Origin of the sequence: Bacillus sp. RK1064, from assembly GCF_051488405.1 — a bacterium.
Classification (GTDB): domain Bacteria; phylum Bacillota; class Bacilli; order Bacillales; family Bacillaceae; genus Bacillus.
On sequence record NZ_JBPSCZ010000001.1, the window covers coordinates 1,550,451 to 1,566,568 of the forward strand.

13 protein-coding genes are annotated in these 16,118 nt (G+C 44.1%); 2 read left to right on the plus strand and 11 right to left on the minus strand.

From position 1 onward, the window contains the following. Positions 1-179: 179 nt before the first annotated feature. The 10 genes from ACSSTM_RS08275 to ACSSTM_RS08320 form a co-directional block, all read right to left on the minus strand. On the minus strand, positions 180-1,157 hold the full coding sequence (locus ACSSTM_RS08275) for a tripartite tricarboxylate transporter substrate-binding protein (RefSeq protein WP_034665226.1): 978 nt from the start codon (positions 1,155-1,157) through the stop codon (positions 180-182). A 3-nt stretch (positions 1,158-1,160) separates the two neighbouring features. After that, positions 1,161-1,859: a response regulator gene (locus ACSSTM_RS08280; RefSeq protein WP_034665245.1), complete on the minus strand. Its 699-nt coding sequence runs from the start codon at positions 1,857-1,859 to the stop codon at positions 1,161-1,163. A 3-nt stretch (positions 1,860-1,862) separates the two neighbouring features. Further along, positions 1,863-3,461: a sensor histidine kinase gene (locus tag ACSSTM_RS08285; RefSeq protein WP_106071870.1), complete on the minus strand. Its 1,599-nt coding sequence runs from the start codon at positions 3,459-3,461 to the stop codon at positions 1,863-1,865. A gap of 138 nt (positions 3,462-3,599) precedes the next feature. Further along, positions 3,600-6,077 carry an exosporium glycoprotein BclB-related protein gene (locus ACSSTM_RS08290; RefSeq protein ID WP_437404126.1) on the minus strand — a complete coding sequence of 826 codons (2,478 nt, stop codon included), beginning with the start codon at positions 6,075-6,077 and terminating at the stop codon, positions 3,600-3,602. 116 nt (positions 6,078-6,193) lie between these two features. After that, complete coding sequence (gene ribD, locus ACSSTM_RS08295) at positions 6,194-7,276, minus strand: bifunctional diaminohydroxyphosphoribosylaminopyrimidine deaminase/5-amino-6-(5-phosphoribosylamino)uracil reductase RibD (RefSeq protein ID WP_420086629.1); 1,083 nt, start codon at positions 7,274-7,276, stop codon at positions 6,194-6,196. Positions 7,277-7,559: 283 nt separating this feature from the next. Further along, positions 7,560-9,317, minus strand: coding sequence for a WD40 repeat domain-containing protein (locus ACSSTM_RS08300; RefSeq protein WP_106031353.1), 1,758 nt, complete (start codon positions 9,315-9,317; stop codon positions 7,560-7,562). Positions 9,318-9,321: 4 nt separating this feature from the next. After that, positions 9,322-10,125 (minus strand): formylglycine-generating enzyme family protein, encoded by an 804-nt coding sequence (locus tag ACSSTM_RS08305; RefSeq protein WP_106031354.1) that lies wholly within the window; start codon positions 10,123-10,125, stop codon positions 9,322-9,324. Positions 10,126-10,158: 33 nt separating this feature from the next. Beyond that, positions 10,159-10,884, minus strand: coding sequence for a GTP cyclohydrolase II (locus ACSSTM_RS08310; protein WP_066031179.1), 726 nt, complete (start codon positions 10,882-10,884; stop codon positions 10,159-10,161). A 343-nt stretch (positions 10,885-11,227) separates the two neighbouring features. Further along, on the minus strand, positions 11,228-11,884 hold the full coding sequence (locus tag ACSSTM_RS08315) for a class I SAM-dependent methyltransferase (RefSeq protein WP_034664521.1): 657 nt from the start codon (positions 11,882-11,884) through the stop codon (positions 11,228-11,230). 962 nt (positions 11,885-12,846) lie between these two features. Beyond that, positions 12,847-13,194 (minus strand): general stress protein, encoded by a 348-nt coding sequence (locus ACSSTM_RS08320; RefSeq protein WP_060595744.1) that lies wholly within the window; start codon positions 13,192-13,194, stop codon positions 12,847-12,849. A gap of 221 nt (positions 13,195-13,415) precedes the next feature. Between ACSSTM_RS08320 and ACSSTM_RS08325 the strand changes: the two genes are divergently transcribed. Both ACSSTM_RS08325 and ACSSTM_RS08330 read left to right on the plus strand, forming a co-directional pair. Then, positions 13,416-13,805 (plus strand): YfmB family protein, encoded by a 390-nt coding sequence (locus tag ACSSTM_RS08325; protein WP_034664527.1) that lies wholly within the window; start codon positions 13,416-13,418, stop codon positions 13,803-13,805. 108 nt (positions 13,806-13,913) lie between these two features. Continuing rightward, on the plus strand, positions 13,914-14,918 hold the full coding sequence (locus ACSSTM_RS08330) for an NADP-dependent oxidoreductase (protein WP_437404127.1): 1,005 nt from the start codon (positions 13,914-13,916) through the stop codon (positions 14,916-14,918). 34 nt (positions 14,919-14,952) lie between these two features. Here ACSSTM_RS08330 and ACSSTM_RS08335 read toward each other — a convergent pair whose 3' ends face one another. After that, positions 14,953-16,095 carry a DEAD/DEAH box helicase gene (locus tag ACSSTM_RS08335; RefSeq protein ID WP_034664534.1) on the minus strand — a complete coding sequence of 381 codons (1,143 nt, stop codon included), beginning with the start codon at positions 16,093-16,095 and terminating at the stop codon, positions 14,953-14,955. Positions 16,096-16,118: the final 23 nt, after the last annotated feature.

Consider the following 16,118-nt stretch of genomic DNA (forward strand, 5'->3'; position numbering starts at 1 on the left):
CTTATGTTGTATACGCTTTCATTAAATGTTGGTATCCCATTTCCAACCCTTTCTGTCATGATATCTGACGTTGAAATTGAAGTAAATATTATGAATTTTAATTCTTTTTCGGTCGATAAATGCTTTTTGTTCATTTTGTTCAAACTTTGCTTTTGATGGATTCCATAAAAAAAGCGGTCTCACTCGACCGCTTGTTCTCCTTGGATAAATTGCTCATATCGCCTTAATTGCTCCTCCATAAAGATCTTAGCCTCATTGCTGTTCATATAACGACTTGTCCAGCCCTTTTGCTTTAATTGCTTTTTCCAGGACTTCGTTTGTGTCATTTTTTGAAGAAGCTGATCCCATTCACGAATATCATGCTGATTCATTTGCTTTGGGCCCATCACACCACGCCAATGAGAGAAGATGAGCGGGATGCCTTGCTCTTTCCAAGTCGGCACATCTTCAAATCCCGCTAAACGCTGATTCGTTGTGGTTGCTACAAGCTTTAGCCTCTTCTTTTCATAATCATGACGAACTTCTGTAATCGTGGTCGTTGCTGCATCTACCTCATGGTCAATCAGCGCTTGAAATAAATCATCTGCACTGTCAAATTTCAAAAATTGGATGCGGTATGGATCAATTCCTGCCATTTCTGCCGCTCGTGCGAACGAGATTTGATCATCATTACCGAAGTCTGGGGCAAATCCAATTTTTAAGGAATCTGGTTTCTTCTTTAGTGTGTTTAATAGCTCCTTCCCATTTGAAAAGGGAGAATCCACTGGGACTGCGACGACCTGCCACTCTTCTGCCAAAATGGCGAGCGGTGTGACATCGTTCATTGTCATGTTACTGCTGCCAAGCAAATTACGGCTTAACAATAAGCTTGAATTCAAACTAACATAGTTGGTATCTCGCTCCATCATATATGTCCATCCTTTATCCACCGTTCCGCCTCTTTGATAAAGGATATTCACCGGCCGCTTCACCAGCTTTTCTTTCTCGAGCACTGATTTCATCACTTGAGCTGTTTGGTCAAAGCCGCCGTCAGGGACACCAGACACCACAATATATAATGGGCTGTGCTGCAGGAAAGAGTCGCCTCCCTTTTTTTCATTAAAGGTGAGCGTCATACAAAGACAGATCATAATGACAAGGCATATTCCTTTTTTCATCTTTTATGACTCCGCTTGCTTTATGGCAGGATAATATTTCCGTTCTGGTCTGCCAATGATTCCGTACGCAAGCTCTGCCCGGCATTCTCCTGTTGTCACGAGATACTCGACGTACCGTCTCGCTGTTGTGCGTGAAGCCCCCATCTTTTCTCCGAGTTCTTCCGCTGTAATCCCATTATTCTCTGATGCCATCAATGTTTTCACCTTGTCCAAAGTCAGCGAATTGATCCCTGTAGGCAGGTCCCTGCCATCCTTTTCTTTTGGCTCTTCTTGCATCTGTCCAAAAAACAAATCAATCATCGTTTGATTGACTTCATCCTTAGAATTAATGATGTCTTTCTTCTCTTTATATTCGGTTAAAACTTGCGCAAACTTTTGTGCGGTCACTGGTTTGATTAAATAATGAACCACTCCGTAATGAAGTGCATCTCTTAAAAGTGTCGTTTCCGTTGCAGCCGTGATAATAATTACATCTATTTCTGGATAGTGTTCTCTTAAAAGCGGCAACAGGTTTGTACCGAGCTCATCGGGCATATATACATCAAGCAGGATGAGGTCGACTTGTTCCTTTTGGAGCGCCTCCCACATATCTTTTGCACTCTTTGCCTTTCCGGCGACTTGAAATCCTTCTATTTGTTGTATATAAGATTCATGAATGGCTGCGATTCGAAAATCATCCTCCGCAATGAGTACCTTCATCACCATTTATTCCCCCTTTGTGCCTTTCGGTATGTATGCAGTGAAGATGGCACCGCCTTCTTTTTGGTTCGTCACTTCAATCCAGCCCCCAAGTTCGTCCAACACTTCTTTCACATTCGCTAGCCCGTAGCCTCGTCCTTCCCCCTTTGACGAATGGCCTCTTGTGAAAATATGTGAAAGTTCTTCCTCGTTTACTCCATCACCTGAATCAGATACTTCTATGATAATATCAAACCCAATATCTGTAATGAACAGACTTACCTCGCGCGTCTCCTTATTTAGTACGGCCTCAAAGGCGTTATCTACAAGATTACCAATGATGATAATAAAGTGAGATAGACTTAAATGTGCTGGAAGCGGCTCCAATGAACTATTTTCATCGATGTGGAAATGGACCTTCTTCTCAGATGCTTTCCCTAACTTACCGAGTAGAATGGCTTGTATTTTAGGAGATCGTATTTGCTTCATCAGTAAATCGTGCTGACGGTTTTGCAGCGTATATTCTTCCTTTATTAAGTCGATGGCTTCATCCACTTGCTTCAGCTCAAGCAAACCTAAAATGGCGTACAGCTTATTTGAGAATTCATGCGTTTGTGCCCTCAGGTCTTCTGAATATTGGCTGACCTCTGTTAATGTATCCAGCAGCTTCGTCAGCTCTGTTTTCTCCCTGAAGCTCACAATTCCCCCAAAAACTCGATTGTCCTGCACCACTTTTTTCACATTTAAGACATAGGTTTTATCATTGACGACGGTTTCGATGTTCGGTTCAATCGTTTCCGCCTTTAAATAGAAAAGGAGATTGGCTTTTGGCAAGACTTGGTCAATATGAAGAGGCAGTTCGGATGAAACGCGCAGCATGTGTTCAGCAGATGTATTCATCATCGTTATCGCGCCTTTGCGGTCAAATGCAATAATCCCTTCTTTTATAGCAAGCAGCATCGCTTCTCTTTCTCGAAATAATGAAGCAATTTCGTGCGGTTCAAGCCCTAATGTATCTTTGCGAATACTTCTTGTTAAAAAAATCGCTCCGAATATACCAGGCAAGAGCACAAAAAGGGCAATATAGCTAAGCTTGATTAGTTGATGGGCTGTCGCTTGATCAATTTCCTTTTTTAAAAATTCGACGGTGACTGTGCCAATAATTTCTTCATGCTTGCCTGTTTCTTTCATAATCGGGGCACTGCCTCTGACAACGATTTCACCATTAGAATCACCCGTTGATATGGAGGTTCCCCCAAATAGCAGGGTACTTCTTCCTCTAAATACACTGATGGTTTTTCCTACATTCTCATGATTCGTATGAAAAAGGACCTTCCCTTTTTGATTGGTAATGAAGATGGCATGTGCTCTGACTTGATCCTTCATTTGCTCAAGCACTGCCTGTTCTTCATACTCAGACACTGATGAGGTGCCCACCGATGTTTTAATGGGCGGCATATATGAGATTGTTCTAGCGGTTTGCACCGCCAGCTGTTCAGCTTGCCGCTGCCTTTCTGATGTCTGCAGAAAACCAAAACAAATGGTCAATAACGCAATGACAACAAGCAAAAGCCCGATAATTAACCCCAAAATTTTCGTTTGTAAAGTGACTTTCCTTTTGCCCATCCTCACCGCTACAACCCCTAATTCAAGTAGATTCATCGACTAGACTCTAAGAAAATCATATCATTTTTTCTTACGAAGTTAAGAGAAAATTCATTCAAACAAAAAAGGACGACTCAAATCGAGTCATCCCTGTTTCAATTACGTGATAGATAAGCCTGCACTCGCATAGCCTGCTACAGTGTTAATTAAAGATAAGCCTGTTGCAGTCGCAGAGAAAACAACCAGTAATCTTGTTTCTGCTGTAACTGGCACATTCAGGCCGGTAGCGATTCCGTTTGAAATAGCACCAATAGTTAAAATCCCCGTTAATGGTGGTGCCAACGTGACACTCGCTACTTGAGTGAAGCTGTTATCTGGTGTCGGTGAAGCAAATAAGCTAGCTGTCACTGTAATACTCGTGCCGACTAAAGCCAATGCTGCCGTAGTACTAAAGTATCCGGCAAATGAAGTAATAGTGCCATCCCTTGGTACAGAGAATGCCATATTTAAAAGAGTACCTGCTGCTCCTGTTAAATCGATGATACCACCTAGTATGCTAACGCCTGTTGCAGAGCTACCAAAGCCGACCAAACTAGAAGTTCCGACAAGACCCCCTGCAATTGTAGTCAAGACAGCAGGGGTACCTGATGCAAATGGAATAATCGCACTCGATCCAGTTGCTCCGGTTGCTCCTGTAACTCCGGTGGCGCCGGTATCTCCGGTCGCTCCGGTGACTCCGGTGACTCCGGTCGCGCCAGTATCTCCTGTGGCTCCTGTGACTCCGGTCGCGCCGATATCTCCTGTGGCTCCCGTTACTCCAGTCGCTCCGGTGGCGCCGGTATCTCCGGTGGCGCCCGTTACTCCAGTCGCTCCGGTGGCGCCGGTATCTCCGGTGGCGCCCGTTACTCCAGTCGCTCCGGTGGCGCCGGTATCTCCGGTGGCGCCCGTTACTCCAGTCGCTCCGGTGGCGCCGGTATCTCCGGTCGCTCCGGTGACTCCGGTGACTCCGGTGACTCCGGTCGCGCCAGTATCTCCTGTGGCTCCTGTGACTCCGGTCGCGCCGATATCTCCGGTGGCGCCCGTTACTCCAGTCGCTCCGGTGGCGCCGGTATCTCCGGTGGCGCCCGTTACTCCAGTCGCTCCGGTGGCGCCGGTATCTCCAGTCGCTCCGGTGACTCCGGTCGCGCCAGTATCTCCTGTTGCTCCCGTTACTCCGGTCGCTCCGGTGGCCCCGATATCTCCGGTTGCTCCCGTTACTCCAGTCGCTCCGGTGGCCCCGATATCTCCGGTTGCTCCCGTTACTCCAGTCGCTCCGGTGGCGCCGGTATCTCCGGTCGCTCCTGTGACTCCGGTGGCCCCGATATCTCCGGTTGCTCCTGTGGCTCCTGTGATTCCGGTTGCTCCGGTATCTCCGGTCGCTCCTGTGACTCCGGTGGCCCCGATATCTCCGGTTGCTCCTGTGGCTCCTGTGATTCCGGTTGCTCCGGTAACTCCAGTCGCACCTGTATCTCCTGTTGCACCGGTCGCTCCTGTACCTGTTGCTCCTGTGATCCCGGTTGCTCCGGTAACTCCAGTCGCTCCCGTATCACCTGTTGCACCGGTTGCTCCTGTACCTGTTGCTCCTGTGGCTCCTGTGATCCCGGTTGCTCCGGTAACTCCAGTCGCACCTGTATCTCCTGTCGCACCGGTCGCTCCTGTACCTGTTGCTCCTGTGGCTCCTGTGATCCCGGTTGCTCCGGTAACTCCAGTCGCACCTGTATCTCCTGTTGCACCGGTTGCTCCTGTACCTGTTGCTCCTGTGGCTCCTGTGATCCCGGTTGCTCCGGTAACTCCAGTCGCACCTGTATCTCCTGTCGCACCGGTCGCTCCTGTACCTGTTGCTCCTGTGGCTCCTGTGATTCCGGTTGCTCCGGTAACTCCAGTCGCACCTGTATCTCCTGTCGCACCGGTCGCTCCTGTACCTGTTGCTCCTGTGGCTCCTGTGATTCCGGTTGCTCCGGTAACTCCAGTCGCACCTGTATCTCCTGTCGCACCGGTCGCTCCTGTACCTGTTGCTCCTGTGGCTCCTGTGATTCCGGTTGCTCCGGTAACTCCAGTCGCACCTGTATCTCCTGTCGCACCGGTCGCTCCTGTACCTGTTGCTCCGGTTGCACCCGTTTCACCAGCAGCTGCTAACAATGTATAATCTGGTGACGTACCTGGCGTACCTGTTGGCGGCGCTGAATTCACCACATACGTACTTCCATCGAATGTCACGACTTGACCTACTGGATAGGTTGGGGCTACCGCTGGATCAAATGCCACGATGCCCGTTAAGCCTACACCAGTGGCTCCAGTTGCTCCTGCCGGGCCTGCTGGGCCTGCTGGGCCTGCTGGACCCGCTGGACCCACTGCACCTGCTGGACCTGCTGGGCCTCTTCTTCCTCTCCCGCCTGGCGGACCTTGAATCACACAAACACAAGGATCTTTTCCGCAGCAAGGATTTTTCACTGGTTTCCCTGGCTTTCCAGATTTCCCTTTCTTACAACTATCACATTCCCAGCCGTCATCCTTATACGCATCATACCAGCTTCCTTTTTGGTAGTGGTCTGTCGAATGAGTTGGATATGTCTTTCCGCATTGTCTACATCTTCTCATGGAATCACCCCCCATCCATCGTATTCATCATTCCTTGGAAAGGTGTATGTACACTTTTATTTTTATCAAGAAGTATTGAAAAGACCTTGCGCTCGATGCACAAAGTCTTACATTTATTAGAATTTTATTGTCATTTTGATATCTTTTCCAACCATACTATATTCAATATCTGCTGGACGGATCGCTTCTTTTAGTTTTTTCACCCCCTCTCCTTCAAAAAAAGTAGGTGCATGTTTTCCACCGATTAATAAAGGTGCCATATAAATGACGGCTTCATTGACTAGTGATTCTTCTAAAAAGGACGCACTCACATTTCCTCCTGCTTCAACGAGAACTGACATGACAGAACGTTCCTTCAGCATTCGTAACACGTCATGAATATTTGTCCGCTGCTCTCCGCTTGTGACATAGACTTGATGCCCTTTATCTACCAGCTGTTCATACTTTTTCTGATCATACATGTGCGAGGTGCAAATAATGGTTTCGGCCATATGATCTGTTAAACATTTCGCATGAAGCGGAATCCTTAATGTGGAATCTAAAATGACACGAATGGGCTGGGTCGCCATTGAATCTTTCACAATAAGACCTGCATCATCTTGAATAATCGTTTCGACACCTGTTATCACAGCATCGGCTTCTTGACGCAATTGCTGCACTTCTTTCCTCGCTTCTGTTCCTGTGATCCATTTGCTTTCAAGATGAGATGTTGCAATTTTCCCGTCTAACGAAATGGCTGATTTTAATATGATGTAAGGAAGGTCTGATTGAATGAAATGAAAAAAAGGCACATTTAAGCGATCCGCCTCCTGTTTACATATTCCTTCATCTACTTCGATCCCTGCTTGTTTCAACATGGTAACCCCCTTACCTGCGACAAGCGGATTTGGGTCTTGCGTCGCAATGACTACACGTTTCACACCACTTTTGATAATGGCTTCCGTGCAAGGACCCGTTTTCCCATGATGCGAACAAGGTTCAAGCGTCACATACATGTCAGCTCCCTTTGCCTTTTCCCCTGCCATTTGCAGCGCATGAATTTCAGCATGAGGTTCGCCCGCCTTCATGTGAGCACCAATCCCAACAATCTCACCTTGCTGTACAATGACTGCACCGACAAGCGGATTTGGGGAGGTTTGCCCTTTCATTGCCTTTGCGTTGGCAATCGCCAGCTTCATATAAAAAACATCGTCTTTCATGTGAGTCTCCTTTCTTCTCTTTCAAGGGAAAGAACTCCTTCAGGAAATGAAGGAGTTCTATTCTCATGTGCTATATTTTTTCCATCCGTTTCTTTTCAGATCGATCATAGTAAGGCAAGGAATAAAAAAGTTTATATGATGCTCGTTGTTTACAAAAACAGCATTTGCGTAATTCATATTTATTAATGAGGAGCACATGCGGACAATTGAGTACAGTCAGGCCTTTTTTCATATGTTCCTTGCAAACACTTATCATGAGAATCCCCCGCTTACATTCTTTTTCTTAATGAGAGATTACTTCTTTCGGAAATTGTTCAAATAAGCGCAGTACTTCAGTATGTGTGCCATCTTCTCGAATATGATAAATCCCGCCGTCATATGAGCTTGCGTATACATCATTGCCTAATTGTCTGATGGCACTAATCCCATTCTTGGCAATTCTAATTGGGCCGGTATTGACATCTAGCTCTGGATTCCACACAACGACATAGCCCCAATAATCTCCGCTCACAATATAGCCAGAGTCTGTGACAGAGACAGATTTAATAGAATACTGGTGTTCATTATGCTGGTCTAAAATTCTTCCTGTATGCAAATCAAACAATCTCACATTCTTGTCACGGCTGACAATGGCAATACGATCTCTTTTACTATCAATGAATACATCATTTAACAGCTCTGTCGCTCCGATATATTTCGCTTTTAAAGACAAGCTCTTCTTATCTAAAAGACAGATGGTTCCTTCTACCGCGGCTGTGATGATATGATCTCCTTCTACTTTTAATGCTTTAACAGCACAATCGTGTGCTTTGGAACGGCCAATTTCCTTTAAATGTTCTGTCGAAATGACATGTACATAACCGCCGTAAGTTCCAATATAGAATTGCCGATCCTCCTCGTGGAAATACACACTGTTGACCGGCCCTGTGTTGAGATCAAACGAAACCATTTGCTGTAATGATTCATGAACAATATGCACCTGACTTGCATGATCTCCCCACGCATAATAGCTTCCATCTCGTGCGACAGCCACTCCATTTGTTAAAACGCCTGTCGATTTAGCGATTTCAATCCCGTTCTTTCTGAATTTTCCGTCATCTGATGCTGTGATGATATCTCCCGCATCAGTCAGCGCAATATCATTAATAGATGGTGTCGCCATTTCAATCTCATCTGATACAACTTTTCCCTTTTCAATAGACCATTCACAATACGTTTTTCCAAAGCTGGCTCCTAGGATGGATTTCTCATCTTCCGTCCAGACAAGCGAACGCTCCCACTGATATTTATGAGGCAGCAACGTATCGACTAAATCCCCTGTTTCATAATTCCACAGCTTAATTAAATGGTCATAGCCTGCTGTCAGCAAGTAATTGCCGCTTGGAGAAAAGTTCACCCGCTTGACGCCCTGTAAATGGGCTTTAATGATTTTTTTCTCCTGTAAAGTAACCGCATCATAAATAATGACGGTGCCATCGTCTCTGCCAAGTGCGAACACTTCTTTTTGATTGCTGCCGCTGATTGTGTCCAGCTCATAATCAAACGGACCAATTTCTCCTACAATTTCTCCTGTATCATACAACCATACAAGAACGTAGCCATCATCACCTGTTGTATAAGCTTTATCTCCATGTATCCATACAGCTAATACATCTTTGCTATGTCCATGGAATTCTCTTAAAATAGCTCCTGTTTCGATATCCCACACTAAGCACCTTCTATCTCTAGACACCGATACTAGTAAGGTATCCTGTTTGGCAAAGGCGACGGCTTCTACATCATCCGCATGACCAAACAGGGTGCGAATTCGAGTATGAGTACCTGTATCATACAATTGAATGGTGTAGTCTGACGATGCACTCGCTAAATACTTTCCGTTTTCAGAAAGAGATAAAGAGTTAATGATATGCTCGTGACTTCCAATAAACGTTCCTTCTCCTGTTGCCCGGTTCCACTTATAAATACAACGGTCATAGCCGCCAGTGTAAACAATTTGGTCCTGCTGAGTTGATAAAACAGATGTAATCGGTCCTCTATGCATGATTTTACACTCCCACCTTTATATGTTGTTTTTGACGAGTCACTATACGAAAACCAGTAAATCGGAAAACGGGATCTGGATGCTTCCCGTGTCTTCTGGCGACTCTGCATAAATCTCCGCCTCTTGCAAAGGAGCCGCCTTTTAAAATGTAGTAATTACTGCCAAGCGTCTCCGTTAAATCATCTACGACCTCGATGCCGCCTTCGTATACATGATATTTGGTGTTGACCCATTCCTCGACGTTGCCCCCCATATCATAAAGACCAAATAAGGATCTGCCCTTTTTGTATTGACGGACAGGCGTCGTTTTTTCAATATTTGATTCGAACGTATTACATAAAGAAGGATCAAACTCATCTCCCCACGGGTATTGATTTCTCGTATTTCCCCGGGCAGCATATTCCCATTCTTCTTCAGTAGGAATCGACACGTCTATCCCAAGTTTCCCGCTCAGCCACTGGCAGAACGAGAAGGCTTCCTCGATATCCATGCCCCAAGCCGGATGATCTTTCCCGCCACCAAGCTCTTGATTCGTTAAGCTCTCCGGGTACGCCTGGCCTGTTTCATCACAGTAGCTTTGATACCATTCATTGGTGACGACCGTATCTGAAATAAAAAATTCATTGATATACGGCTGATAGGATGGAAATTCTTTGTACAGCCATTTTTGAAATTTTTTCTCACGGCCGTAGGTTGGATTGAGAAGCTTGTCCTTCCAGAATTCTGATGCCTTTTTCATATCTTCTTCATTACTTCCAATCGTTGCATAGCCGCTTGGGATTTGAATCCAATTGATTTCAGGTTTCACGCTTTTCTCCCGCCTTCTTTAAAGTAAACTCATCTACTGATTAATTAATTTTTTCTCATCGACCATATGCCCTGAGGCTGCTTTTGCCTTCAAATAGGCTGCATTATAGAGAGAAGCTTCGACCGTATGATCAAATCGCAATACAGGAAGACCGTAAGCAGCAATGGAATCGACTTTATCTGGATTGTTCGTTAGGAGGTGCATTGGTTTCCCTTTGTTTAAATAGTGCAGAACAGCCGCTGCCTCCTCGTAATGCCGGTCATCATCTCCGCAGCCAATCAGGCGGTTGGCTTCAAAAGTATCCAGCTTCATTTCCTGTAATTTATACGTCAATGCTTTCGCCATCAGCCCAATTGACCGCCCTTCTTGATTGGCCATATATACGAGCATGCCTTTACCGTAATCGGTGATTTTCTTCAGCGATAACGCAAGCTGTGGACCGCAGTCACATTTCAGTGACCCAAACACATCCCCTGTTTGGCAGACACTATGAATGCGCACTAGCGGCGGCACCTCATTTTCAAAGTCGCCAAATAAGAGACAAGAGGAAAAGGTTTGCTGCGCGGTACTCATTTGGACAATAGATTCGATCGTTGGTTTTGTCTCCCCTTCAACAGGTGCGAAGGCATACCATTTAAATGGCACTTCTTCATGTTGAATGGAGATCGGCAGGTTCACTGGCCCCACGAGCAAATAGTTTTTTTCTTGAAAGGTAAAATGATGAATCATTGATTGTAATTCATCTACAAACTTGTTCATTTGTCTCCCCCCTATTCATCGCTGCACCCAAATCGACTCTCATAGCGCAGTGATGGAGTGATGAATATGTGTCCGCACTCCCTTAGCATATGTGCTCCTATTTCAAGCGGCACTCATGCCTAAAAAGAATATGGATGTGCGATTCCTCTCATCGTTCAGACCCTGATTGTCGCAAGAATGTCTCCGTTCCCAGCTCTTCTAGCGATGTTTCAATCTAGGTCTTGTCCAGTACAAAGGAGCAGAAATCTTGGTTCATACGATGTTAACGCCTTTCGATTCTTACATGATGCATGCTCTTTATTAGAATGAACACCTCTGCTAGGTTTGAGTGATCACCTTTGTACTAGATTTTGACGGCAATGACATGATGCTGGCTAATGCCGGCCTTTGCTTTTAATGGTGTAATCGATACAAGCTCCAGACCTGATGAACAAATTCTTTCTCCAAGCTGAGAGTCTGAAAATGAAAAGTGGAAACGGCCATCTTCTCCGATCAACCCTGTTCTCCACTCTTCTCCCCATACAACAAGTGAGAAGACGCCGCCTTCATGAAGCAAAGAGGAGACCTGTTTTAAATAACGCTCATGATCATCAGGATGCTGGTGATGAAAGCAGCCATGATCTAAAATTAAATCAAACTGCATCCCGCGTCCCTGATCCATCGACCAGGACATAAAATCTTGATGAACAAAATGGACAGGAACCGTTTCTCTTTTCTGTAATCCTTCCCACTCCTCATGCTCATACAGGTCGATACCGACATATGCAGAAAGCCCCCTTAAATGTTCAAGTGCCCGGCCGTTCCCGCACCCGATATCGAGCACAGAAGCAAGTGCATTCTTTTCCCGTGAATGCCATGCCTTTAATGACATCACGGCTGCATCTGTTAAGGATGGATCAGTAGACCACATATCTGTTCTTTTCTCATAATGTTCTTGAAATGCCATACGCATTTTTTCTAGATACAACCCACTGTCTTCATGGTATAAAGCTTTTTTCATCACAGGACCTCCTTCTATTCAAAATCGACTTTTCGGGCAAAGGTCATTTTCAAGCCAAAAACCTTATGTTAAAATGAAAGATGGATTTTTTAGGAAAATCTGTTTTCTGAAAAAGGAGAGTAGCATCCCACATGTTCACTCTTCTTTTTCAGCATGCATCCTCATATGCAGCCATTTGAGAGCTGCAGCGCCTCAGCTTATTGTCTCTTTTTTTCATATGAGTTCACCTCCTTCACCGTTCGATCAACTCACAGCCTTTATTGAAACCGCTTTCTCTCTTAGACAAGAACATAACGTCTTTTGAATATCTCTTGCAAAGGGATCATAGTAGAAAGGTCAATCTACTGTTTAGATCGGCTACCATTGTAAAAGACCGTTTTCTTATGTTTTAGTAGAAATATTCCAAGCAAGCTTTTTCTCTTAAAAGCGCTTGTACCTTGGTTTTATGACACCACCTCTCACTAGAATGCGCCTTGAATAAACTCATCAGATATTTAACAACTACTTCCACAATGACTGGAATAAGCCAAATATATTGTTTTTAGATTATTTTGTCAACAAATTATTTCCTAAACATTAAAATGAATTTCCTAATTGAAAATACAGGTATTTTTCGTGGTTTTTTGACCTCAAAACACTTATTTCTACACAAAAATACAACATAAACCAATAGAACTAAGAAATTTATCTACTAAATTACACAAGATTTTTATTACATTTTGAAACAAAATCGAAAGATACAATGATTATTTCCCGAATGGATTTTTGTGAAATTTTTACTATTCTTTTCTCATTTCCTATCATTTTCTTTGGTATATCTGTATTTTCAATTAGATGATTTACTGTTTATTCCAATCTGCTGTTTTTTCTTATTATAGTAAAAAAGATATGTTCTCTCCTTCAGAGATATCGGCATGAAAAAAAGCCCCTTACGAAAGTAAGAGGCTTTTTTCAGTTGGCGTTTATGCCCAAGTTTTCACTTTTTCATGGTCTGTCACAAAGAGAAGGACTTTTCCTTCGTCTAAATGTTCTTCAAATTTCTCAGCTTCTTCTTTAGAGAAACCAATTTCATGGATTTTATTTCGGAGCTCATCGCCCTTTTTACTAAAGATGTTCCCAACAGCATGTTTAAGTCCAACTTCTCTTTGACCTATCGTATTAGCATCTGCATTTCCAGCAATACGCTCTGTACGATCATCGTCATGGGACAGAACATAAATGTCCTCTCTTGCTACACCGAGTGCTTTTAATTGCTCTACATCTCTTTGAAGTGTCTCATCATTTGAATACTCTCTTACAACAGGTTTCATTTTATATTCCTCCTTTAGCGTCTTACGAATCTTTTACCCGTCACTTTTGTCATTAAACCTTCCTTGAGCACATCCATTTTACATTGTGTACTAACCGTGACTATTGGCTTATTTTTGACAAAAATCCTGTAAAAATGACTAAATTTTCTGAAATATTGTATTCATCCCTGCTGTTTTGTTGTACAATTCTTATACTGGAGGCTAGAAATGAGGTAGAGCTGATGTATTACTTTTCAGCGGAGCAGCAGTTTAATGCTTGGGTTGTCAGTGATTTGGTGAAACAGCTTTTTCAGAAGTGGAATCCTGAAGAAGCAAAAGCAAAGCCGCTTACATTGTTTGCTGAACAGCACTTTCGCATCTCCATTGATTATCTCTTTTCAATCATCATTAACATTGGAGATATCGAGTCGATTGAACAAGATCCACAAGACCTGTTGTCCTCATACTTGAATATCCTTTTTCCTTTTGTGACGCGCGATATGATGAAAGCCTCCATGCAAAATGCGAACGAATATTTGTTAAAAGAACGTGATGCGGACGTGTATCAGCTGTTTGGCTGTCTACCGCCGCTCCTCTCTGTTGCCTTCCAAAAAAGTAGTCCTCATCTATGAGATGGCGGCTGCTTTTTTGTATGTGTTTGAAAAAGACCGTATGTTTTGAATGAAAAGAAGCATCATGTTAATGTAAATCTAGGCTGCAAGTGAAAGGGAGGATTTGACATGAGTCAACAAAAGCAAATTCAATTAGCCAAACGTCCAAAAGGATTACCTACAAAAGATGTTTTTCATTTTGAAACAGTCGATATACCTGTGCCGCAAGATGGCGAAGTCTTGATTCAAACGAAATATGTTTCTGTAGATCCTTATATGAGAGGACGAATGCAGGATACAAAATCCTATACACCTCCATTCAAGCTAAATGAAGTGATTCAGGGCGGTGTTGTCGGAGAAGTCGTTGAATCCAATTCGCCTCAATTTGAAAAAGGGGATTTTGTTCTTGGATTCCTTGGCTGGCAAGAATATTCCACAGCCAAAGCTGAATCTCTGACTAAAATTGATCCATCCATTGCGCCATTGTCCTATTATTTAGGAATTTTGGGCATGCCAGGGCAAACCGCTTATTTCGGACTTCTTGCGATTGGCCAGCCAAAAGAAGGCGAGACCGTTGTCATTTCTGGAGCCGCAGGTGCCGTTGGTTCCGTTGTGGGACAAATTGCTAAGATCAAAGGCGCTCACGTCGTTGGGATTGCCGGATCTGATGACAAGCTGGCTTACTTAAAAGAGCTGGGCTTTGATGAAACGATTAATTATAAAACAACAAATGATTTAGATGATGCCATAGCAAAGGCGTGCCCTAACGGCGTCGATGTGTATTTTGACAATGTTGGCGGCGAAATTTCTGATGCCGTGATGAATCATTTGAACCGCTTTGCACGTATTCCAGTGTGCGGCGCGATTTCGTCTTATAACATTAGCGCAAGCGAGGACATCGGACCGCGTGTGCAAACAAAACTCATTAAAACAAGCGCATTGATGCAAGGCTTCATTGTTGCCAACTATTCAGATCGTTTTGAAGAGGCTGCAAGAGATCTCGCACAATGGGTAAAAGAAGACAAACTGACTTATAAAGAAACAATCATTGAAGGCTTTGACAACATTCCTGATGCATTCCTTGGACTATTCAAAGGTGAAAATGTCGGAAAACAGCTTGTCAAAATTTCATAATAAAAAAGGCCCCTCCATGTGGAAGGGTCCTTTTTTATGCCTGCTTGGGGGCAAGATGCAGCTGGCCTTGCTTATAAACAATTTCCTGAAGCGAAAGATTCAGCTTTTTCGCCATTTTTTTGAGCGTTGCATGCTCTTGAGGTGTGACTAGGCTGATGACAGCCCCTTCCTTTCCTGCGCGCCCGGTTCTGCCTGAACGGTGGATATAGCCTTCTTCGTTTGGCAGGTCGGCATGGATTACGTACGGCAGATCGTCAATATCGATGCCTCTTGCTGCGATATCTGTTGCAAGGAGAAGCGGGAATTCACGCTGTTCAAATTCCTTTAAGATGATAGCACGCTCTGCTTTTTTCGCCTCACTATGAAGCACACCAAGGTCGACATGGTGATACGCTAATTTCTCTGCATAAATGCTTAAATTCGTAATATCACGCACAAAGACGAGCGCCTGCATGTCCTCAAGCCGTGATAGCTTTTGCAGTAATTTCACTTTATCACGCTGATCACATAACAGATAATAGTGTCCTACTTTCTGCGCTTCTTCCTCACTTCTGGCAATTTTCAATACTTCTGGTTCAGACGTCATTTGTTTAATCAGTTGAACCGTTTCCTCTTTTAACGTCGCAGAAAAACAGAGGATTTGTCTTTCTTTTAATGTGGATTTAATGATCGCTTGGATCGTTTTCATATGCTCTGGCACAAGAAGCTGATCTGCTTCATCTAGCACGACCGTTTTCACTTCATGCATTTTCAGTTTTTTGATTTTGATTAATTCCTGTACACGGCCAGGTGTTGCGACAACGATGTTCGGGTGTTTCTTTAGTTTTTCCTGCTGCTTTTTGATGTTCGCTCCACCAATCAAGGAGACCGCTTTGATGTCTGATCCTTGTTTGAACTCTTGCACGACATCAAAAATTTGCATCACAAGCTCTCTTGAAGGTGCCAAGATTAAGACTTGCGGGTGTTTGATATTCACATCGATTTTATTTAAAAGCGGCAACACATACGCCAGTGTCTTCCCCGTTCCCGTAGGCGATTCCGCGATCACATCACGCTTCTCCGTAATCCACTCTGCTGTTTTTTCTTGTATAGCTGTTGGTTTTTCGAAGCCAGCCGCTTGAAAGTTTTCCTGAATAAATGGCTTTGCTTCTTTCAAAAATGCCCAATTTTCTATCATGTCGATCTCCTTTATCCTCATTC